At 70.2% G+C, this 20,626-nt stretch carries 23 protein-coding genes; 9 read left to right on the top strand and 14 right to left on the bottom strand.

What is annotated here, in order from left to right; translation table 11 throughout:
• Genes JTJ31_RS22860 through JTJ31_RS22845 form a run of 4 tightly spaced genes read left to right on the top strand, consistent with a single transcriptional unit; the run spans nucleotide 1 to nucleotide 4,341 of the window.
• The gene (locus JTJ31_RS22860; RefSeq protein ID WP_207541059.1) at nucleotides 1-990 is read left to right on the top strand and encodes a hydroxyacid dehydrogenase; all 990 of its coding nucleotides are present in this window, start codon (nucleotides 1-3) and stop codon (nucleotides 988-990) included.
• Entirely contained in the window at nucleotides 987-2,156 is a 1,170-nt protein-coding gene (locus JTJ31_RS22855; RefSeq protein ID WP_207541058.1) for a mandelate racemase/muconate lactonizing enzyme family protein, read from the top strand. The genes JTJ31_RS22860 and JTJ31_RS22855 overlap by 4 nt, the downstream gene beginning before the upstream one ends.
• Complete coding sequence (locus tag JTJ31_RS22850; protein ID WP_207541057.1) at nucleotides 2,153-3,292, top strand: mandelate racemase/muconate lactonizing enzyme family protein; 1,140 nt, start codon at nucleotides 2,153-2,155, stop codon at nucleotides 3,290-3,292. The genes JTJ31_RS22855 and JTJ31_RS22850 overlap by 4 nt, the downstream gene beginning before the upstream one ends.
• Before the next feature lie 59 nt (nucleotides 3,293-3,351).
• Nucleotides 3,352-4,341, top strand: coding sequence for a Bug family tripartite tricarboxylate transporter substrate binding protein (locus JTJ31_RS22845; RefSeq protein ID WP_207541056.1), 990 nt, complete (start codon nucleotides 3,352-3,354; stop codon nucleotides 4,339-4,341).
• 117 nt (nucleotides 4,342-4,458) lie between these two features.
• On the opposite strand, the gene JTJ31_RS22840 is transcribed toward JTJ31_RS22845, so the two are convergent.
• Entirely contained in the window at nucleotides 4,459-5,151 is a 693-nt protein-coding gene (locus tag JTJ31_RS22840; RefSeq protein WP_207541055.1) for an endonuclease/exonuclease/phosphatase family protein, read from the bottom strand.
• Nucleotides 5,148-5,705, bottom strand: a complete 558-nt coding sequence (locus tag JTJ31_RS22835; protein ID WP_207541054.1) for a DUF2238 domain-containing protein — start codon at nucleotides 5,703-5,705, stop codon at nucleotides 5,148-5,150. Before JTJ31_RS22835 ends, JTJ31_RS22840 begins: the two co-directional genes overlap by 4 nt.
• 73 nt (nucleotides 5,706-5,778) lie before the next feature.
• On the opposite strand from JTJ31_RS22835, the gene JTJ31_RS22830 reads away from it, so the two are divergent.
• The gene (locus JTJ31_RS22830; RefSeq protein ID WP_207541053.1) at nucleotides 5,779-6,885 is read left to right on the top strand and encodes a 2-methylaconitate cis-trans isomerase PrpF family protein; all 1,107 of its coding nucleotides are present in this window, start codon (nucleotides 5,779-5,781) and stop codon (nucleotides 6,883-6,885) included.
• On the opposite strand, the gene JTJ31_RS22825 is transcribed toward JTJ31_RS22830, so the two are convergent.
• The 7 genes from JTJ31_RS22825 to JTJ31_RS22795 are packed head-to-tail and all read right to left on the bottom strand — an operon-like array spanning nucleotide 6,857 to nucleotide 12,381.
• Nucleotides 6,857-7,024, bottom strand: a complete 168-nt coding sequence (locus tag JTJ31_RS22825) for a hypothetical protein (protein ID WP_207541052.1) — start codon at nucleotides 7,022-7,024, stop codon at nucleotides 6,857-6,859. The genes JTJ31_RS22830 and JTJ31_RS22825 overlap by 29 nt on opposite strands.
• Before the next feature lie 52 nt (nucleotides 7,025-7,076).
• Nucleotides 7,077-8,714 (bottom strand): NTP transferase domain-containing protein, encoded by a 1,638-nt coding sequence (locus JTJ31_RS22820; RefSeq protein WP_207541051.1) that lies wholly within the window; start codon nucleotides 8,712-8,714, stop codon nucleotides 7,077-7,079.
• On the bottom strand, nucleotides 8,711-9,385 hold the full coding sequence (locus JTJ31_RS22815; RefSeq protein ID WP_207541050.1) for an XdhC family protein: 675 nt from the start codon (nucleotides 9,383-9,385) through the stop codon (nucleotides 8,711-8,713). The genes JTJ31_RS22820 and JTJ31_RS22815 overlap by 4 nt, the downstream gene beginning before the upstream one ends.
• Entirely contained in the window at nucleotides 9,382-9,696 is a 315-nt protein-coding gene (locus JTJ31_RS22810; protein ID WP_207541049.1) for an XdhC family protein, read from the bottom strand. Before JTJ31_RS22810 ends, JTJ31_RS22815 begins: the two co-directional genes overlap by 4 nt.
• Nucleotides 9,693-10,898, bottom strand: coding sequence for a vWA domain-containing protein (locus JTJ31_RS22805; protein ID WP_328805804.1), 1,206 nt, complete (start codon nucleotides 10,896-10,898; stop codon nucleotides 9,693-9,695). Before JTJ31_RS22805 ends, JTJ31_RS22810 begins: the two co-directional genes overlap by 4 nt.
• A complete protein-coding gene (locus JTJ31_RS22800) occupies nucleotides 10,895-11,779 on the bottom strand; it encodes an AAA family ATPase (RefSeq protein ID WP_457852421.1) in 885 nt (294 codons plus the stop codon). Before JTJ31_RS22800 ends, JTJ31_RS22805 begins: the two co-directional genes overlap by 4 nt.
• Nucleotides 11,776-12,381 carry a CoxG family protein gene (locus JTJ31_RS22795; protein WP_207541048.1) on the bottom strand — a complete coding sequence of 202 codons (606 nt, stop codon included), beginning with the start codon at nucleotides 12,379-12,381 and terminating at the stop codon, nucleotides 11,776-11,778. Before JTJ31_RS22795 ends, JTJ31_RS22800 begins: the two co-directional genes overlap by 4 nt.
• A 176-nt stretch (nucleotides 12,382-12,557) precedes the next feature.
• Here JTJ31_RS22795 and prpB point away from each other — a divergent pair, with 176 nt between their 5' ends.
• From prpB to JTJ31_RS22780, 3 genes are read left to right on the top strand one after another with little or no spacing between them, the layout of a single operon-like run.
• Entirely contained in the window at nucleotides 12,558-13,481 is a 924-nt protein-coding gene (gene prpB, locus JTJ31_RS22790) for a methylisocitrate lyase (protein WP_207541047.1), read from the top strand.
• A gap of 20 nt (nucleotides 13,482-13,501) precedes the next feature.
• Nucleotides 13,502-14,626: an acetoin utilization protein AcuC gene (locus JTJ31_RS22785; RefSeq protein WP_207541046.1), complete on the top strand. Its 1,125-nt coding sequence runs from the start codon at nucleotides 13,502-13,504 to the stop codon at nucleotides 14,624-14,626.
• Nucleotides 14,623-15,099, top strand: a complete 477-nt coding sequence (locus JTJ31_RS22780) for a DUF192 domain-containing protein (RefSeq protein ID WP_207541045.1) — start codon at nucleotides 14,623-14,625, stop codon at nucleotides 15,097-15,099. The genes JTJ31_RS22785 and JTJ31_RS22780 overlap by 4 nt, the downstream gene beginning before the upstream one ends.
• Nucleotides 15,100-15,207: 108 nt before the next feature.
• Here JTJ31_RS22780 and JTJ31_RS22775 read toward each other — a convergent pair whose 3' ends face one another.
• Genes JTJ31_RS22775 through JTJ31_RS22765 form a run of 3 tightly spaced genes read right to left on the bottom strand, consistent with a single transcriptional unit; the run spans nucleotide 15,208 to nucleotide 17,816 of the window.
• A complete protein-coding gene (locus tag JTJ31_RS22775; RefSeq protein ID WP_207541044.1) occupies nucleotides 15,208-15,603 on the bottom strand; it encodes a Zn-ribbon domain-containing OB-fold protein in 396 nt (131 codons plus the stop codon).
• 6 nt (nucleotides 15,604-15,609) lie between these two features.
• Entirely contained in the window at nucleotides 15,610-16,776 is a 1,167-nt protein-coding gene (locus JTJ31_RS22770; RefSeq protein WP_207541043.1) for a thiolase domain-containing protein, read from the bottom strand.
• 59 nt (nucleotides 16,777-16,835) lie between these two features.
• A complete protein-coding gene (locus JTJ31_RS22765) occupies nucleotides 16,836-17,816 on the bottom strand; it encodes a Bug family tripartite tricarboxylate transporter substrate binding protein (protein ID WP_207541042.1) in 981 nt (326 codons plus the stop codon).
• Nucleotides 17,817-18,186: 370 nt separating this feature from the next.
• Here JTJ31_RS22765 and JTJ31_RS22760 point away from each other — a divergent pair, with 370 nt between their 5' ends.
• Entirely contained in the window at nucleotides 18,187-18,765 is a 579-nt protein-coding gene (locus JTJ31_RS22760) for a transglycosylase (protein WP_207541041.1), read from the top strand.
• Nucleotides 18,766-18,772: 7 nt separating this feature from the next.
• Here the strand turns inward: JTJ31_RS22760 and JTJ31_RS22755 are convergent, their stop codons facing one another.
• Both JTJ31_RS22755 and JTJ31_RS22750 read right to left on the bottom strand, forming a co-directional pair.
• A complete protein-coding gene (locus tag JTJ31_RS22755) occupies nucleotides 18,773-19,648 on the bottom strand; it encodes a carbohydrate ABC transporter permease (protein WP_207541040.1) in 876 nt (291 codons plus the stop codon).
• Nucleotides 19,649-19,672: 24 nt separating this feature from the next.
• The coding region (locus tag JTJ31_RS22750; protein WP_207541039.1) for a carbohydrate ABC transporter permease at nucleotides 19,673-20,626 on the bottom strand (954 nt) is incomplete at its 5' end.

Raw genomic sequence — 20,626 nt, 5'->3', positions numbered from 1 at the left:
ATGCTCGTCGCCCTCACCGACCCCGTCCACCCGGAAGGCGAGGCGCTGCTGCGCGCCGCCGGCCACGACGTCCAGCTGCCAGGGCCTGACGGGCTGGATGCGCTTCTCGCGCGGGCCGAGGCGGTGGTGGTCCGCCGCAACCTGCCTCCCGACCTTTGCCTGCGCGCGCCGCGCCTGCTGGCCGCGGTGCGCCAGGGTGTCGGCGTCGACATGATCCCGGTGGAGCATTGCACGGAGCATGGCGTCCTCGTCGCCAACGTGCCGGGCGCCAACGCGGATTCCGTCGCGGAGTTCGCCGTCGCGCAGATGCTCGACATCTGCCGCTCGCCCCGCGCCATGCATGCCGCCCTGCCGGGCGAGGGCTGGGCGAAGGCGCGCGCCCGTTCCGAGGCGGCGCGCGAGCTGCGCGGCAAGACGCTGGGCATCATCGGCGTCGGCGCCATCGGAGCGCGCCTCGCGGAGATCGCTGGCACCGGCTTCCGCATGCGCGTCCTGGGCCACCGGCGTGACCGCAACGCCATGCCGCAAGGCGTGGAGTATGCCGATCTCGACACACTCTTCGCCGAGAGCGACTTCATCGTCCTGGCCTGCCCGCTGACGGAGGAAACGCGCGGCCTCGCCAATGCGGCGCGCCTCGCCCGCATGAAGCGCGACGCCTGGATCCTGAACGTCGCCCGCGGCCCGGTGATCGAGGAGGCGGCGCTGATCGCGGCGCTGCGCGAGAACCGCATCGGTGGTGCAGCGCTGGACGTGTTCGACGTCCAGCCTCTGCCGGCGGACCATCCCTATATGACGCTGCCGAACGTCCTGCTCACCCCCCATGTCGCTGGATTGTCGCAGGAGGCGGTGGTGCGGATGAGCACCGTCGCGGCGGAGGAGGTGGTCCGCATCCTGCGTGGCGAGAAGCCGCGCAACTTCATCAACCCCGAAGCCTGGGACGCGTCGCGCGCACGACGTGCCGCCCTTGGCCTGGAAGGCGTCTCCGCATGAAGATCACCCGCGTCCACGCCACCTGGTGCCGCGTGCCCATCCCCTACGAGCGCCAGCACACCAGCGATTTCGGCCGCGTTCCCACCTTCGATTCCGTCATCGTCCGCGTGGACACCGACACCGGCCTGACGGGCTGGGGCGAGGCGAAGGCCGGGGTGGGCAGCGCGGCTGCCTGCGCGGGTCTCGCCGCCATCATCAACCTCGACTACGCGCCGCTGCTCGTCGGCCAGGACCCGCGCGACATCTCCCGCCTATGGGACGTGATGTACAACACCCCGCGCGAGGGCTACGCGATCGGCAAGGGCCACGCCCTGCCGCAGCTGGGGCGGCGCGGCCTGTCCATCTCCGCCATCGCCGGGGTGGATGTCGCGCTGTGGGACATCCTCGGCAAGTCGCTCGACGCCCCCGTGTGGCGGCTCATCGGCGGCAAGCGCGCGGGCCGCATGCCCGCCTATGCCTCGGGCGGCTGGGCCGATGCGGCCAATATCGGGCCGCAGCTCCAATCCTATTGCGACAAGGCCGGGTTCCGCGCGGTGAAGATGCGCGTCGGGGTAATGGACGGCTCACCCGCCGGCTCCGCCGCGCGCGTCCGCGCGGCGCGCGAGCATCTCGGCCCCGACATCAAGCTGATGGCCGATGCGCACGGCACCTGGACGGTGGCCGAGGCGCGCGCCTTCTGCCGCATGGTCGAGGATTGCGACCTGTTCTGGTTCGAGGAGCCGGTGAACGCCGACGACAAGCGCGGCCTCGCCGAGGTGCGTGCCTGCTCGACCGTGCCCATCTCCACCGGCGAGAGCGAGTTCACCCGCCACGACTTCCGCGAGATCGCGGAGCTGCGCGGCGCGGACGTGCTGCAGCCCGACCTCGCCATCGCCGGCGGCATCACCGAGGGGATGCGGATCGGCGCCATCGCCTCCGCCTACAACCTCCGCCTCGCACCGCATCTCTGGTCCGGCGCACCCGCCTTCGCGGCAGGGCTGCACCTCGCCGTGTCGCAGACCTCGGGCTTCATCCTGGAATACTCGCTGGGCCACAACCCGATGCTGCACGACCTGATCGAGGAATCCTTCCCCGTGGTGGACGGCCATGTGGAGATCCCGGACCGGCCCGGCCTCGGCATCACCGTCCGCCAATCCTTCCTCGACGAATACGGAGTTCGCGCATGAAGATCGCGAACATCGAGGCCTTCCCGACCTCCTTTCCCGTGCCGCCGGGCGGCGGGGTGGCGCTGGGCGTCGGGCGCACGGTGAAGCGCGACGCGGTGGTGGTGAAGGTGACCACCGATGACGGCATCGTGGGCTGGGGTGAAAGCCACCATGGCCGCGCGCACACAGCCATCGCCGCGCTGCTCCAAACGACGCTGAAACGCCTCGTCCTCGGCATGGAGGCGACAGACACGGTCGGCGTCTGGAACAAGATCTACAAGGGCCAGCTGGCGAGCCACGGCATGGGGGCGGCCTGCGCCCTTGCCATGTCCGGCCTCGACATGGCGCTGTGGGACATCCGCGCCAAGGCCGCTGGAATGCCGCTCTACCGCCTGCTTGGCGGCGCGTCGCGCCCCGTGCCCGCCTATGCCGGCGGCGTGGCGCTGGGCTACCAGCCCCCCGCCGAGCTGGTGGACGAGGCACGGCCCCACATGGAAGCCGGCTACCGCGCCGTGAAGCTGCGCGTGGGCGACACCGTGCCGCTCGACATCGCGCGCATGGAGGCGGTCCGCGCCGCCTTTGGTGATGAGGTGGACATCCTCACCGACGCCAACACCGCCTACCGGCTGGAGGATGTGCGGCGCGTCATGCCGGCCATGGATGCGCTCGGCATCGGCTGGCTGGAGGAGCCTTTCCCGCCGCACGATCACCGCTCCTATCGCGAGGCGCGCTCCTATGGGCGCACGCCGCTCGCGGTGGGGGAGAACCACTTTACCCGCTTCGAGTTCGCGCCGCTGCTGGAGCAGGGGGCGGTCGGCATCTGGCAGCCCGACCTGTCGAAATGCGGCGGCATCACCGAGGCGCTGCGCATCGCCGCCATGGCCTCCGCGCACAAGATCCCGATCCACCCGCATTCCTCCATGACCGGGCTGAACCAGGCGGCGACGATCCATTTCCTCTGCGCCCTGGACAACCCCGGCTATTTCGAGGCCGATGTGTCGCGCTCCAACCTGTTCCGCGACGCGCTGGTCTCCACCCCCTGGACGCTCTCCCCCGACGGCACAGTGCGCCCGAACGAGGCGCCGGGCATCGGCGTCGAGGTGGATGAGGAATGGCTGCGCGCCCATCCCGCCATCGAGGGGCCCAGCTACGTGTAAGAGAGGTTCGAACCACCGACCGCCCCGCAAGACGGGCGGCGCAACAGGAGGAGGACACGATGACTGAACAGACGACATTTGGCCGGCGCCTCGCGGGGCTGGCCCTCGCGGCCGGGCTGGCGCTGGGCGCGGGCACGGCGGCGGCACAGGAGGCCTTCCCGCGCGGCCCGGTGCGCTTCATCGGTGCCTTCGCCGCCGGCGGCACCTCGGACCTCATTACCCGCATCCTGGCCGAGCAGCTGTCCACCCAGCTGAATGAGCGCGTGGTGGTGGATGTGCGGACCGGTGGCGGTGGCGTGATCGCGACGCAGGAGCTGGTGCGCGCGGCGCCGGACGGGCAGACCATCCTGCTCGCCTCCATGGGCATCCTCACCATCACGCCGCAGATGCAGCAGGTCCCCTACAATGTGGAGACGGACCTGATCCCGGTGGCGAACATCGCCTCCGTCTACAACATGCTGGTGACGGGGCCGCGCTCGGGCATCAACTCCTGGCGCGAACTGGTGGAGCGGGCCAGGGACCGGTCGCGCCCCACCACCTGCGCCACGGTGGGCGCCGGCTCCTCGCAGCAGCTCTCCTGCATCCTGTTCGGGGCGCTGACGGGAGCGCCCATCACCCAGGTCCCGTATCGTGGCGGCGCGCCGGCCATCGTGGACATCGCCGCCGGGCGCGTGGACGTGATGTTCGGCAACATGCCGGAATTCCTCGGCCAGATCCGCGATGGCGGGCTGCGTCCGCTGGCCTATGGCGCCTCCGCCGCCTCGCCGCTGATGCCCGAATTGCCGGTGATCTCGCAGGACGGGCTCCAGGGCTTCGTCATCCCCTCCTGGTTCGGCGTGGTGCTGCCGGGCCGGACGCCGCAGCCCATCGTGGCCCGCTGGAACGAGGAGCTGAACAAGGCCCTGGCCGCGCCGGAGGTGCAGCGTCGCTTTGCGGAGAACGGGCTGCAGCGCCTGGGCGGCACGCAGGAGGACTTCCTGCGCCAGATCGCCGCCGACCGGCAGCGCTGGGGCGCCATCATCCGCGAGCACAACATCCGTCCGGACTGAACAGGACAGGGCACTCTGGTCCGGCGGCACGGCCGCCGGCGCCGCCAGACCGCCTGTTCAACCCGCGCATGCGTGGCGCGGCGAAGCCAGGCGGCCGCGCCGGGCGCCTGAGGGCGGCTATGGCCCCAGCGCCACCTCCGCCATCAGCGGCAGGTGGTCGCTGGCGCGGCGCGCGGCCGGCGTGTCATGCGCCCAGAGCCGCGTGACCAGCCCCTGCGGGTGCGACAGGACGCGGTCCAGCGCCAGCATGGGCCGGAAGGAAGGAAAGGTAGCGACCTGCGGCGGCATGCCGCACTCGGGCACCAGCACCGAAAGCGCTCCCTGGTCGAGCCGCCTCTCGTTCAGATCGCCCAGGATCAGCGCGGGCAGATGCGGCCATTCGCGCATCGCATCCAGCAGCACGCGCGCCTGCATTGCCCGCCGGCCCGCGCCCAGCGACAGATGCGCCGCCAGCACGCGGACCGGTCCGTCGCCGAGGTCGAGGTCCGCCATGATCGCGCCACGCGGCTCCATCCCGCCCAGCCGCACCCCCACCGGCCCGCGCAGCACCCGCGCCCCTTCGCGCGCCATCAGGATGTTGGAGCGGAATCCCTGCTGGCCCGCGGTGACGCGCAGCGGCACAAGGCCCGTCCGCCCGCGGATCGCCTCCTCCTCCAGCATCGGCCGCCCGCGTGCGAGATAGTGCTGCGCCTCCTGCAGGGCGAGGAGGTCGCATCCCAGCTCCGCAATCACCTCCGTCGCCAGCTCGGGCCGGAAGCGGCCAAAGGCGGCGCGGCCGCGATGGATGTTCCAGCTGCCCACCCGCATCATGGCTTCCGCCCGTGCAGCATGCCGGCAGCCGTCGCGCCGCCCGCCGTCAGCACCACGTCGGTCCAGGTGTCGGTCCAGTCACCCACGATCCCGACGATCCACTCGAACACCTCCCACGCCGTGCCGAGGGTGAGGCCGAAGAGGCAGCACAGGACCATCATGCGCGCGCGGGGCCGGGGCACCCTGTCCACCAGCACCAGCCCGGCGAAGACAGCCCCCGCCAGCGCCCCGTTGGCAAGGTGCACGAACTCGTCGAAGGGGTTGGCGCCGTGGAACCAGCTCAGCCCGTAGCCGGGGCTGGTCAGCACCGTGCCCAGCACCGGCGCCGCGTCGTAGATGCGCGGCAGGCGGCGCAGGCGCTCCGGCAGCACCGGCATGCGCTCGCGCGGCGGCAGGATCAGCCCGAGGCAGCCGAGCCCGCCCAGCAGCGTGCCATAGGTCGCGCTGCCCTTGTTCAGGCTCCAGAACCACGCCGCCATGAGGAGCAGCGCGAGCATCGCCACCCAGGCGGCGGGCGAGTGGCGGGACAAATCCGCCCGGGTCAATGGCGCCAAGGCGGCATCCCTCTATGGCTCACCTTCCGGCAACGCCGGTGACGCCGCCCGGCTTCCGTGCTGCGATGCCGTCATGAGCCAGCGATTCATTCCCGCCGTCTTCATGCGCGGCGGTTCCTCCAAGGGCGTGTTCTTCCATGCGCGCGATCTGCCGGAATCACGGGAGGAGCAGGCGGCGATCTTCCTGCGCGTCCTCGGCAGCCCCGACCCGAACGGGCGCCAGCTGGACGGCATGGGCGGCGGGATCTCCTCGCTCTCCAAGGCCGTGATCATCGGCCCGCCCACCCATCCGGAGGCCGATCTGGACTACACCTTCGCGCAGGTCTCGGTGGACCGGCCGGTGGTGGATTGGGGGGCGAATTGCGGAAATCTCTCCTCCGCCGTCGGCCCCTTCGCGGTGGATGAGGGTCTGGTCCGCGTCGCGGATGGCGAGGCGCTGGTCCGCATCCATCAGGTGAACACGCGGCGCATCATCCATGCGCGCTTCCCGGTGCAGGACGGGCGCGCCGTGGTTGCCGGCGACTTCACCATCGCCGGGGTCTCCGGCAGCGGGGCGCGCATCCGGCTCGACTTCCTCCATCCCGGCGGCGCCACCACCGGGCGCCTCCTGCCCAGCGGCGCGGTGGCAGAAGAGATTGAGGGGGTGCGGATGACGCTGGTGGACGCCGCCAATGCCGTCGCCTTCGCCGATGCGCGCGATTTTGGCCTTTCGGGCGCGGAGGCGCCGGAGGCGATCGAGGCCAACACGGCGCTGATGGCGCGGCTGGACCGGCTGCGCCGCCTCGCAGGCATGCGGATGGGCCTCGGCGCGACGCCCGAGGCGGTTGGCCTCGCCAACCCCAAGATCGCGCTCGTCGCCCCGCCGCGCGAATTCCGCGCGCTGGATGGCACCGCGCTGGATGCGGCGAGTCACGAGATCACGGTGCGGATGCTGTCCATGGAGCGCGTGCACCGCGCCGTGCCGCTGACGGGCGGGCTGTGCCTGGGCGTGGCGTGCCGTCTGCCCGGCTCGGTCCCCCACGCTGCCGCATCACGCCCGGCGCGAGAGGAGGAGATCCGCGTCGCCAACCCGTCCGGCGTGCTGAGCGTCGGCGCCGAGGTGGCGGAGGGCGAAGCGCGGAGCGGCGTGGTGTTCCGCACCGCGCGCCGCCTCATGCAGGGCGCTGTGGCTCTTCCGTAAAGCTTTCCTCGGGGTTCTCGCCTTCGCGTTTCTCGGGCGTAACCCCGGTGCGGCGCACCGGTGTCCAGGAGGGCGGGTCACTGGCAGGGAAGCTCTCTTCGGAGGCTTCCTGGACCTTGTCCTTCTTCTCCGGTTTCATGGCCATGGGCTCATCCTTCTGCCTTTGGCCGGTTGAACGCCCCGCGGCCCCCTTAGGTGTCGCGGCGCAGGCCGGAAAGCGAGTCCAAAGTGTCAAAGTCGCGCAGGACGCCGTCGCCGGGCATCTCCACCTCGACCAGCCGGTCGGCGTGGCGCCCGACCAGCTGCCGCGCGCCCACGTCGCCCTGGATCTCCTGCATGGCCGGGAAGAACTCGCGCGCCCACAGCACGGGGTTGCCCTGCTTGCCCCGGAAGGTCGGCTGCACGATGGCGCGGCCTTCCTCCGGGTCGAAGGCCGCCAGCAACCGGCCGATATCGGCGGCAGAAACCAGCGGCATGTCGCCCAGCGCCACCAGCGCCCCCTCCGCCTCCGGCGGCACGGCGGCGATGCCGGCGCGCAGCGAGGCGGACAGGCCTTCCGCGTAATCCTCGGCATGGGCGAAAAGGACGGGGCGTCCGGTCAGCGCCTCCTCCACCCGCGCCCGCTCATGGCCCGTCACCACGATCACCGGGCGCAGCCCGCTGGCGACGACCTGATCCACCACCCGCACCACCATGGGCGTGCCGGTCTCGTCCGGCTCCATCAGCTTGTTGCGCGGCGCCATGCGGCGCGACCGGCCGGCGGCCAGCACCACCCCAGCCACCCTGCGTGCCCTTCGCGGCGCCTGGCTTGCCTGGGCGGGGGCCTTGTCGCGGGGCAGGGGGCGCACCTCGATCTCCTTGAGGAGTCCACCCACCCCCATCCCCATCACGTCGCGGGCCGACACCGGAAGCCCGGCGAAGAGGCGCTGCAGCACCCAGTCGAAGCCGTTGAGCTTCGGCGAGCGGGCGCAGCCCGGCAGCACCATGGCCGGCGCCTCGCCCACATTGCCGACGCAAAGCAGGTTGCCCGGGTCCACCGGCATGCCGAAATGCTCGATGCGCCCGCCTGCCGCCACGATGGCGGCCGGGCCGACGTCGCGCCGGTCCACCACGGCGGAGGCGCCGGCGATCAGCAGCATCTCCGCCCCCGCGCCCAGGAGGCGCTTCAGCGCAGCGGCGGTGGCATCCGTGTCGTGCGGCACGCGCTCCACCGGCAGGAGCGAGCCCAGCAGCGCCTCCACCCGCGCCTGCGTCACCTCCACTGCGCCTTCCATGGCGCTTTCCTTGACGCCCGGAAGCTCGGTCATCACCAGCCCGACCTTGAACGGGCGGAAGGGCCGCAGCGACACCGCGCCGGGACCGCGGCGGCGGATCATTGCCTCCGCCACGCCCAGCACCGCCCCCGGTACGGCGAAGGGAATGACCTTGATGGTCGCCAGCATCTCCTTCGGCGAGACGACGCTGTAATTGGGCAGGGTGGCGATGGTCAGGCTCTCATCCAGCGCGTTCACCGCGTCGATCAGCCCCACATCCAGCACCAGCAGCCCCGCGGCCTCGGCGAGCAGGTTCGCCCGGCCGGTCGCGGCGCGCGATCGCGCGATCAGCGGCGACAGCAGCGCGTCGGCCAGGCGGGAGGCCGCCTCGTCCTCGCCCACATCGCCGGGGGCGAGGCGGGCCGCCGTCACCTCCTTATGGCCGGCCGCGCGCAGCGCCGCGATGGCGGCCGCGTCCAGCACCTTGCCCTTCTTCAGCACCAGCCCGGGCAGGCGCAGCGTGTGCGCCAGCACGGCGCCCTCCGCCTCCTCCAGGGGGGTGGGCCCGAAGATCATCGCCCGCGCCTCCGCGCCACCACCTGCGCGATGACCGAGAGCGCGATCTCCGGCGCCGTCACCGCGCCGATATCGAGCCCCACGGGCGCCGCGATGCGGGCGATGTCCTCCTCGGTCAGTCCCGCCGCGCGCAGCCGGTCCACGCGCTTTGCATGAGTGCGCTTGGAGCCCAGGGCGCCGATGTAAAAGCACGGGGAGCGCAGCGCCGTCTCCAGCGCCGGGTCGTCCAGCTTGGGGTCGTGCGTCAGCGTGACGATGGCGGTGCGGGCGTCGGGGCGCAGCGTGTCCAGCGCCTCGTCGGGCCATTCATGCACCAGCGACACGCCGGGGAAGCGCTCGCCGGTGGCGAAGGCGCGGCGCGGGTCCACCACCGTCACCGCGAAGCCCATGGCGGCGCCCAGCGGCGCCAGATGCTGCGCCACGTGCACGGCGCCGATGATGACGAGGCGCAGGGGCGGGTTGTGCGGCTGCACGAACCAGGATTCGCCCTCGACCGTGGCGGGCCCCGCCCGATCTGCCTCCATGGCTTCCCTCGCCACATCAGCCAGGGCGCCAAGCACCTCGTCCTCGGGAAACAGGCGCTGCGCGCCGTCGGACAGCCGTGTCAGCAGCGCGACCGGGGCGCCGGAGGCCCGGGCTGCCTGGAGGCGCGCCAGGGTTTCCGGCGTCACCCGAGGCGCTCCACGAAGACCTTCAGCTTGCCGCCGCAGGCCAGCCCGACTTCCCAGGCCTGCTCGTCGCTGATGCCGAAATCGAGAAGGCGCGGCGTGCCCTCGCGCATCACCTCGCGCGCCACCTCGGCCACCGCGCCCTCGATACAGCCGCCCGACACGCTGCCCTCCAGCCGTCCGGAGTCGGTCACCGCAAGCATAGAGCCGGCGGGGCGGGGGCTGGAGCCCCAGGTCTCCACCACCGTCGCCAGCGCCACGCGCTCACCCGCGCGCAGCCAGTTCTCTGCGGTTCCGAGGATATCCTCGCTCATCGTCGCCTCTCTTCGCTTCCGCCGGGGGCCAGCGCCGCCACCAGGTCGCGCAGGCTCTCGAGGTTGTGCACCGGACGGAACTCGTGGACATGCGGCAGCATGGCCCGGATCCCCTGCGATCTTGGCTCGAACCCCGCGTAGCGCAACAGCGGGTTCAGCCAGATGAGGCGCCGGCAGGACCGGCGCAGCCGCTCCGTCGCCTCGGCGAGGCCCAGCCCCCCCTCGCGGTCCAGCCCATCGGTGATGAGCAGCACCACCGCACCCTGGCCCAGCACGCGGCGGCCCCATCGGTGGTTGAACTCCTCCAGCGCCTCGCCGATCCGGGTGCCGCCGGACCAGTCGGGCACCATGTGGCCCACCATCTCGAAGGCGATCTCGGGGTCCTTGTGGCGCAGCTGCCGGGTGATGTTGGTGAGGCGCGTGCCGAACAGGAAGCAATGCACCCGGTCCCGCTCGTTCACGACTGCATGGAGGAAGTGCAGCAGCACCTGGGCGTAGCGCGACATGGAGCCCGAAATGTCGCAGATGGCGACGAGCGGCGGGGCGCGCCGCACCCGGCGGCGCCGGGCGATGCCCGCGATCTCGCCCCCCGTGCGCGACGCCTCGCGCAGCGTCGCGCGCAGATCCACGCGCGGCCCGGCGGGGTCGCGGCGAAAGCGCCGGGTCGGGCGCGTTTCCAGCCGCAGCGCGAGGCGTCGGATCTCCCGCTTGGCGGCCGCGATCTGCTCGGCGCTCATCGCCTCGAAATCCATACGCTGCAGCGCCTCGCGATCCGAGACGGTCATGGCCGCATCGTGCAGCGGCTTTTCCTCGCCCGGCGGCGGGGGAGGGGGGCGCGGCCCAGCCATGGCTTCCGCCAGGCGCCGCCCGCCCGCCCGCGGCTTCTCCTCTGGCCGCTGCGCCTCGGTCAGCGCCAGGGCGGCCCCGGCGCGAGCGCGCTCCGGGTCGCGCCAGAACAGGTCGAAGGCAGCGTCGAACAGCAGGCTCTGGTCGTGGCGACGCACCAGCGTCGCGCGCAGCGCCGCCTTCACCACCGCCCGTTCCTCGACCCCCGCGACGCTGACCGCTTCCGCCGCCAGCAGCGCCTCGCCTGGCCCGACGGGCATCCCGGCGCGGCGCAGCAGCCGCACAAAGCCCAGGATATTGGCGCCGAGCGCGGCGGCCGGCTCAGGGACGGCCAGCGCGTCGCGCGGCGGGATCACGGGGCGGCCTGCCGCACCTCGGCGACGAGGCGCGCCGCTTCCTCGCCCTTCAGCTTCGCGATGTCGTCCTGGTACTTCAGCAGCACGCCCAGTGTCGCATCCACCGCGCCCGATTCCAGCTCCCGCGCATCCAGTGCCGCGAGGGCATTGGCCCAGTCGATGCTTTCCGCCACGCCGGGCAGCTTGAAGTAGTCGCCCTGCCGCAGGCGCTGCACGAAGGCGACGATCTGCGCTGAAAGCCGCTCCGGCACGCGCGGCGCGCGCAGCCGCAGGATTTCCCGCTCCCGCGCCGCATCCGGGTAGTCCACCCAGTGATACAGGCAGCGGCGCCGGATCGCGTCATGCACCTCGCGCGTGCGGTTGGAGGTGATGATGACCACGGGCGGCACATCGGCGCGCAGCGTGCCAAGCTCGGGGACGGAAAGCTGGAAATCCGCCAGCACCTCCAGAAGGAAGGCCTCGAAGGGCTCGTCCGCCCGGTCCAGCTCGTCGATCAAGAGGACGGCGGGTTCGCCCTCCAGCGCCTGGAGCAGCGGCCGCGCCTCGAGGTACTTCCGGTCGTAGATCGTGGATTCGACGTCGGCCACCGCGCCCGTCGCCTCGGCGACGCGGATGGCCATGAGCTGGCGCGCATGGTTCCACTCATAGGCCGCGGCGGCGAGATCCAGCCCGTCATAGCATTGCAGCCGCACCAGCCGGCGCGGCAGCCGCGCTGCCAGGACCTTCGCGATCTCCGTCTTGCCCGTGCCTGGCTCGCCCTCGAGGAAGAGCGGCCGTCCCATCCGCAGCGCGAGGTGAACGGTGGTGGCCAGCGCCATGTCGGCCACGTAGCCGCCCTCGGCCAGGAGGGCGGCGGTGGCGGCGACGGAGTCCGGCGTCACGACGACAGGAAGATCAGGTAGAGCACCACGAGCATCGCCGGAATGCCGATCACTGCCGGCAGGGGCAGGCCGAACACCTCGGCCGGGAACATGGGCTTCACCGGGATGTGCTTGTGGGAGATGGGGGCAGGGGTGGAGAGCCCGGCGCCCGGCATCGCCACCGGGGTCAGCTGCGCCGCCAGCCGGTCGAAAAACAGCCCGGCCATCTGGTTGGCGGTCGAGTCGATCAGCCGCCCGCCCAGCTGGGCCATCTTGCCGCCGACCTGCGCCTTCACGTTGTAGCGCAGCAGCGTCTCGGAGGGGCCGACCTCCTCCAGATGCACGTCGGCGCCGCCCTTGGCGAAGCCCATGGCGCCGCCATTGCCCTCGCCGGTGATGGTGTAGCTCTCGGGCGGGTTCAGGTTCTCCAGCCGCACCTTGCCGCCGAACTTCGCCGCCATCGGGCCGATCTTCAGGGAGACGCGGGCCTGGAACTCGTCATCCGCCGTCTTCTCGATATGCTCGCAGCCGGGGATGGCCATGCGCAGCCGCTCGGGGTCGTTCAGCGCTTCCCAGACCTGGGCACGGGGGGCGGGGATCCGCCGCTCGCCGGACATTTCCATCGTGGTCGCTCCAATCCTTTCCGCGTGTCATACCCCCCGCCCGGCGGGAGGCAAAGCCCGGGCGTGGTTGACCCCTTGGGCGATGTCTGGGAAAGCCAATGGCAACGCCGGGGGTTTCGTCGCGCGGCCCAGCCACGCCGCCCTTGCGTGCCCCGCCCGAGGAAAGGCCCTGTCCCATGCCCTATGTCATCGGCGCCGACCTGCCCGACCAGCCCGCCGGCCACCGCTTCCGCGCCCTGCTGGAGCGCCCTGAGATCCTGCGCATCCCCGGCGCGCATCTCGGCCTCGCTGCCCTGCTGGCGAAGAAGCAGGGTTTCGAAGCCCTCTACCTTTCCGGCGCGGCGATGAGCGCGACGATGGGCCTGCCGGATCTCGGCATGATCACCATCGAGGATGTGTGCTTCTTCATCCGCCAGGTGTCGCGCGCCACCGGCCTGCCGCTGCTGGTGGATGGCGACACGGGCTATGGCGAGGCGCTGAACGTCATGCACATGGTCCGCTCCTTCGAGGATGCGGGGGCCGGGGCAGTGCACCTGGAGGACCAGCTTCTGCCGAAGAAGTGTGGCCACCTGAACGACAAGAAGCTCGCCAGCGCCGACGAGATGAGCGCGAAGGTCGCCGCAGCCCGCAAGGCGCGCCGCCACCTCTATGTCATCGCCCGCACCGACGCCGTGGCGAGCGAAGGGATGGATGCGGCGGTCGACCGCGCCAAGCGCTATTTGGACGCGGGCGCCGACGCCATCTTCCCCGAGGCGCTGACCACCGCGGAGATGTTCCGCGAATTCGCCGCCCGCATGCCGGGGGTGAAGCTGCTGGCGAACATGACCGAGTTCGGCCGCACGCCCTTCTTCACCGCCGAGGAGTTCCAGGCCATGGGCTATTCCATGGTGATCTGGCCCGTCTCCCACCTGCGCGTGGCGGCCAAGGCCTGGGAAGGGCTCTATGCCCAGATCGCGGCCGAGGGCGGCACCCAAGGCGCGGTGGAGCGGATGCAAACCCGCGCCGAGCTCTACGCCACCATCGGCTACCACGACTACGAGGAGCTCGACGCCTCGCTGGTGCGGACGGTGATTCCGCAGGGGATGCCGCAAAAGGTTTAAGGCCCATATGGGGGGGAAGCATGTCGCCTCCCCTCCTCATCGGCTCCGAGATCTATCGCGGCTCCACCTACGGGCCGAAGCACCCGCTCGCCATCCCGCGCGTCTCCACCACGCTGGATCTGATCCGCTCCCTGGGCTGGCTGGATGAGCGGCGCTACCTGGACAGTCCGCGCGCGACGCCGGAGCAATTGGCGCGCTTCCACGACCCGGACTACCTCGCCGCGCTGATGCGGGCGGAGGCGACGCAATCCGTGAGCCCGGAGGACCGCGAGCGCTTCCGCATTGGCGCCGACGGCAACCCCGTTTATCGCGAGGTGTTCCGCCGCCCCGCCACCGGCGCGGGTGGAACCATGCTGGCGGCGCGGCTGACCGCGCGCGGCGGCGTGGTGCATGTGCCCGGTGGCGGCACGCATCACGGCATGCGGGCACGTGCCAGCGGCTTCTGCTACCTGAATGACGCGGTGCTCGGCCTGCTCGCCTGGCTCGATCAGGGCCTGTCCCGCATCCTCTATCTCGACATCGACGCGCATCACGGCGACGGGGTGGAGATCGCCTTTCGCGACGACTCGCGCGTCGTGACGCTTTCGGTGCATGAGAAGGGGCGCTGGCCCTTCACCGGCTTGACGCATGGGCGTTGCGGCGCGCTGAACCTGCCTGTTCCCCCCGGTTTCCACGATGCGGAGATGCGCGCCCTGCTGCACGGCGCCATCCTGCCAGTGATCGAGGCGTTGCAGCCCGAGGCCATCATGCTCCAATGCGGCGCCGATGGGGTGGAGGAGGATCCGCTGGCGCGGCTTTCCCTGTCCAACAACGCCCATGCCGAGGTGATCGCGGCGGTGATGCATCGCGCGCCGCGCTTCGTGCTGCTGGGCGGCGGCGGCTACAATCCCTGGACCGTGGCGCGGTGCTGGGCGCGCGGATGGGGCGTGCTGAATGGCCGCGTGCCGCCCGAGCGCCTGCCACCGGAGGCGGAGGCGGTGCTGCGCGGCCTGTCCTTCCACCGCGCCGCGGGCCGCAACCCGCCGGAGCATTGGTTCACCACCCTGGCCGACGCCCCGCGCGAAGGCGAGGTGCGGCCCGAGGTCGCGGCGCTCTTGGCGGGGCTGCCCGCCATGCTGGAATCCGTGGCAGAGTGCGCTGCATGATGCGACGCCTGCTCCTTCTTGCCGGGCTTCTGGCCCCGCTTTCCCTCGCGGCTCAGCCGGGCGTGGACCGTCCGCAGCCCAAGCTGCCGGAGGAGCGTCTGGCGATCGTCACCCGCGACGGGACGCGCCACGAATTCCGCACGGAGATGGCGGTGCGGCCCGAGCACCAGACCGTCGGCATGATGTTCCGCACGGAGATGCAACTGGATGAGGGAATGCTGTTCGACTGGGGCACGCCGCGCGAGAGCGCGATGTGGATGCGCAACACGCTGATCCCGCTCGACATGGTGTTCATCGCCGCCGATGGGCGCATCCACCGCATCCATGAGCGCGCGGTGCCGCAAAGCCTCGCCACCATCAGCAGCAACGGCCCGGTGCGCGCGACGCTGGAACTCCAGGGAGGTGCTGCGGAGCGGTTGAATTTGCGCGTGGGCGACCGCGTCGAGCACCGCATCTTCGGCACGGCGCGCTGACCGCAAAATGAAAAGGGCCCGCAAAGCGGGCCCCGCGCGGCTCGAAACCGCTCAACTTGCACGCCTTGCCTGAGGCGCGAGCGGCGCCCGGATGGGCGCCGCTGCAAGTCACGCCAACACAAACATCGGCACTGGGGCGCCGCCGTCGCTGTCCTTGAACTTCACCTTCACCTTCTGCCCGCACTTTAGCGAGTCGAGGTCGCACTCGATGATGTTGGTGAGCATGATCGGCCCCTCGTCCAGCTGTACATAGGCGACGCAGAACGGCTCCTTTCCGCGCGCGACGCTCCAGCTGTAGATGGTGCCGGTGCCCTTCGCCGCCACGAACTCCACGTTGTTGCTCAGCGTGAAGGGCGAGACGTGACGCGGGTAGTGGAACAGCTTCCCCGTGTCCTTGCACTTGCCGAGGATCAGCTTGCCCTCGCGGCAGCCGTCGAAATAGACCTTGTTGTCCGGGCTTTCCTGCGGCGCCGCGGGCAGGCGGTCAAAGGCCATGGTCGCCATGGATGCTCACTCCCTCTCCAGGATGACGGTGCCGCAGCCATGCCGCGTGCCCAGGTTGCCGCCCTTGCCATTCGCCAGAACCAGCGACGGGTCGGGCACCTGCACCGCCGGATGCGCCTCGCCACGCGACTGGCGCACCGCCTCGATCACCTTGGTCATGCCACCGCGGTTGGAGGGGTGGTTGTTGCACAGCCCGCCGCCATCCGTGTTGAAGGGCAGCTTGCCGGTGCCGGAGATCAGGTTGCCGTCGGCCACGAACTTGCCGCCGTCGCCCTTCGCGCAGAAGCCCAGATCCTCGATCTGCACCACCACCGAGATGGTGAAGCTGTCGTAGATCGAGGCGTACTTGATGTCGGAAGGCTTCACCTTCGCCTTCTCGAAGGCCATCGGCCCCGACATGGCGGCGGCGGAGTAGGTGAGGTCGATGCCGCCGGCATTCTGGTGCTTGTAGCCCTCGCCCCAGCCCTTCACGCCCACCTTGGGGCGGTTCAGCGACTTCGCGATCTCCGGACGCGCCACGATCAGGGCGCCGCCGCCATCGGAGATGACGCAGCAATCGAGGCGATGCAGCGGATCCGCCACCATGGGCGAATTCACCACGTCCTCCACCGTCACCACCTTGGGCAGCATCGCGTGCTTGTTGTGCTGCGCGTGATGCGAGGCGGCGACCTTCACCCAGGCCAGCTGCTCGGAGGTGGTGCCGAACTCGTGCATGTGGCGCGTCGCGACCATGGCATGCATGGTGGCGATGGTGCGGCCATAGGGCAGCTCAAAACTCTCATCCGGCACGCCGGCACCGAAGGAGCGCACGGCCGTGCCGGTCTGCATCCCCTCGGCGCGCGGGCGGCCCGCCAAGGTGATGAGGGCGACGTTGCACTTGCCCTGCAGGATCGCCTCGACCGCGTGGCCGACATGGATCACGTAGGAGGAGCCGCCGGACTCGGTCGTGTCGTAGTGGCGCAGCTTGGTCAGGCCCATGTAGTCGGCCATGGACAGGCCGCCCATGCCAGGCGCATCGCCGGCGCAGAAATAGCCGTCAATGTCGGAAGCCGAGAGCCCCGCATCCTGCAACGCACCGAAGGCGACCTCGGCATGGAGCTGGGCGGTGGACTTGTCCTCGGCCTTTCGGGTGGGGTGCTCGAAGGCGCCCACGATGTAGGCGGGGTTCTTCATCGGATGTCTCGGCTTCCTCCAGTCTCGCGGCGGGAGGTTTCACCCGTGGGGGGCGTTCGTCAACCCAGGCCGAGGCGTTGTGCCAGCCCGCGGAACATCGCGATCTGCGCCACGACATGCGCGCGCGTCTCCTCGGGGCCAAGGATGCGCGGCACGCTGCCCAGGCGTCGCGTGGCCGAGACCCAGGCCTCGTCCTGCGCCAGCGCCGCGATCACGCCGGACCAGTAGCGCGTCGCTGCCTCCGGCAAATTGGCCGGCGCCGCCACCGCGTTCCATCCCGCAAGCTCGGCGAGGCGCGGCATGCCCGCTTCCTGTGCCGTCGGCACGTCCGGCAGATCGGGCAGGCGCGAGGCGGTGCTGACCACGAGGGCACGCACCCGCCCGTCGCGGATCGCGCCCATCATGTCGCCGAGGTTGTTTCCGACGAATTGCGCCTGCCCACCGAGCAGCGCCACCAGCGCGTCGCCGCCGCCGCGGAAGGGCAGGGCCTGCGCCGCGTCCATCGGCAATTCCGCCAGCGCCATCATCTGTCGCACGCCGAGGTCGAGGATGGTGGCGGGGCCGGAAGTGGCGAAGTTCAATCGGCCCGGCGACTCGCGCATCGCCGCGAGCAGCGCGCGCAGATCATTCCACGGCGCATCGGCGCGCACGCAGACCACGTAGGGATTCTCGTCCAGCAGCCCGAGCCAGGTAAAATCATCCGGTGTGTAGGGCGTGCGCGAATCCGTCGCCGGCAGGACCGCGGAGGAGCCGACGCGTGCGAGCAGCAGCGTCGTGCCATCGGGACGCGCACGCGCGACGTATTGCGTGCCCACCGCACCGGATGCGCCAGTGCGATTCTCCACCACCATAGGTGGTGCGCCCGCGCCCATGTGTTTTGGCGCGTGCTGCGCGAAAAGACGTGCAGCGAGATCGGCAGCGCCGCCAGCAGAGAAAGGTGCCACCACCGTCACCGGACGATCGGGCATGAAGCCCGCATTTTGCGCGAAGGCTGGCAAAGGCAACAGCGCGGCAAGGCTTCGTCGCGTGATGCTCGTCATTTTTCGATCCTCCACTTCATTCGATGATGTGGCGCGAATCCCATCGTAGGAATCTGAAGGGTTGCCCTCGCCTTTCACGTCATGCTACGGCCTGTTTCATGAAGACCGATACTGGCCTGTTGGTGGGCAACCACCGACATTCCCCAGTGGTCCGTGCGCCGATGACCCTTCCGGCGCGCCGGCCCCCATCGCAGGGCCGCCAGAACAGATACGCAGCCTGTGCCCTTGTGGCCGGTGTGCTTGCTGTGACGGCGCCTGCCACGGCCGCTGCATCCCCCGAAGGGGGAGGGCAGGAGGTCCGCAACTCTGTCGCGACCGCGCGGAATCGCGCCGCAGCGAGCGGCGTCGCACGGCCTCAGCGATGCCGCGCATGCGCGATGCACCGGAGGAGCTGATCCCCGTCACCGGCCCCAATCTCCGCAATCAATTCTCTTCTCCTCGCGCCGCCTGCCTCGCCGCCACGCGGCGCGCCGAGGAGGTGCACGACGTTCCCCGCGGCCTGCTCACCGCCATCGCCCTCGCCGAGAGCGGGCTGCACGCCTATGCGCTCAACATCGGTGGGCGCGCGCAATTCGCTTCGTCGCGCGAGGAAGCGCGCCAGCTCATCGAGTCCGCGTCGGGACAGAGTTCCATCATGGCAGGCTGCGTGCAGGTGAATGCGCGCGTCCATGCCCGCAACAGCGATTGGCCGCTCGATCCTTTCCGCGCTGCTGACTGGGCGGGTGGGATGATGGCGCGCTGGGCGCGCGAGACGGGTTCCTGGCCGGAGGCGCTGCGGCGCTGGCATGGCGGCTCGCCTGCTTCCACCCAGCGCCTCGTGTGCCGCGTGCGCGCGAAGCTGGAAGTGACGGCGCCGGACTCCACCATGTTCGATGGCTGGAATTGCGGCGACGCGCCCGCGACGCGCCGCAACGGCGAGATCCACCTCGCCCGCGCCGAGGAAGGGTGAAGGAGGACTACTCCTTCACCGCCCCCGTCAGGCTGGACACGTAGTAGTCCACGAAGAACGAGTAGAAGATGGCAACGGGCAGCGAGCCCATCAGGCTGCCCGCCATCAGCGCTCCCCACTGATATACGTCGCCCGTCACCAGCTCCGTCAGGATGGCGACGGGGACGGTCTTGTTGTCGCTGCTCTGGATGAAGGCCAGGGCGTAGATGAACTCGTTCCAGCTCAGCGTGAAGGAGAAGATCCCCGCGCTGATCAGCCCCGGTACGGCCAGTGGCAGGGTGATCTGCCAGAGGATCTGCAGCCGCGACGCGCCATCGATCAGCGCGCATTCCTCCAGCTCATAGGGGATGGACTTGAAATAGCCGATCAGCAGCCAGGTGCAGAACGGCACCAGGAAGGTCGGGTAGACCAGGATCAGCGCCAGCGGACTGTCGAACAGCCCGAGCTGCACCACCATCGTCGCCAGCGGGATGAACAGGATGGAGGGCGGCACGAGATAGGCGAGGTAGATCGCCAGCCCGACATATTGGCTGCCCTGGAAGCGCAGGCGCTGGATGGCGTAGGCAGCCAGGGTGCTAGCCAGCAGCGACAGGATGGTGGAGCCGATCGCCACCATCATCGTCGTCATCAGCCAGGACGGATAATCCGTTTCGAAGAGCAGCTTGCGGATATGCGCCAGCGTCGGCGAGGTGATCCAGAACGGGTTGTGGGTCGCGAAGTCGTACAGCTCCGCATCCGGTTTGAAGGCCGTGATCGACATCCAATAGAAAGGAAAGAGCAGGATGAAGACGAAGCAGGCCAGGGGCACCCACAGTACCACGGCGCGCCGCGTCTTGCTGTCCCACTGCATCGCCTCCGGGGCGGCGGTCGAGCTGTTGCTCATCGGTCGTTTCTCCTCGCGCGCCGCTCAGTCATTGCCTTCGCCCTGCTGCCACTTCCGCCGCGCGAGGGCGAAGTAGGAGAAGAGGGTCGCGAAGACGAGGAAGGGGATCATCGCCACCGCAATCGCCGCGCCCTCGCCCAGCTGCCCGCCGGGGATGCCGCGCTGGAAGGCCAGGGTGGCGAGGAGATGGGTCGAGTTTACCGGCCCGCCACGCGTGATGGCGTAGACGAGCTGGAAGTCGGTGAAGGTGAAGATGATGGAGAAGGTCATCACGATGGCCAGGATGGGCAGCAGCATCGGGAAGGTGATGTAGCGGAAGCGCTGCCAGGGCGAGGCGCCATCCAGCAGCGCCGCCTCGTAGAGCGAGGGCGAGATGGTCTGCAGCCCTGCCAGCAGGCTGATCGCCACGAAGGGGATGCCGCGCCAGATATTCGCCGCGATCAGCGACCAGCGGGCCGGCCATTCGGAGCCGAGGAAGTTGATGTTGGTCTCCCGCCAGCCCAGCACGTCCTTGAAGATGTAGGAGATGATGGAGAATTGCGGGTCGTACATCCACCAGAAGGCGATGGCCGACAGCACGGTGGGCACGATCCAGGGCAGCAGGATGATGGCGCGCAGAAGCGACTTGAACGGCAGATGCTGGTTCAGCAGCAGCGCGAGCCAGAGGCCGAGGCCAAATTTTCCGACTGTCGCCACCGCCGTGTAGAAGACGCTGTAGAACACCGCGCTCCAGAAGATCGGGTCGGTGAACAGGAACTCGAAATTCTCGAGTCCGACATATTGGCCGGCGCGGCCGATGGTCTGGTCGGTGAAGGCCAGCCAGATGCCGAGGCCAAGCGGATAGGTCAGGAAGACGGAAAGCAGCCCGACCGCGGGAAGGAGGCAGGCGACGACCAGCACCGCCTTGTTGTCGAAGAACCGCGCCAAGGCCGAAGGTTTCGGACGGCTGCGGGACCAGTGCGGGGTGGCGACGGCGTC

The organism is Sabulicella rubraurantiaca (assembly GCF_017355885.1).
In the GTDB taxonomy this organism is placed as follows: Bacteria; Pseudomonadota; Alphaproteobacteria; order Acetobacterales; family Acetobacteraceae; genus Roseococcus; species Roseococcus rubraurantiacus.
This window is presented reverse-complemented; position numbering and strand designations above follow the sequence as displayed.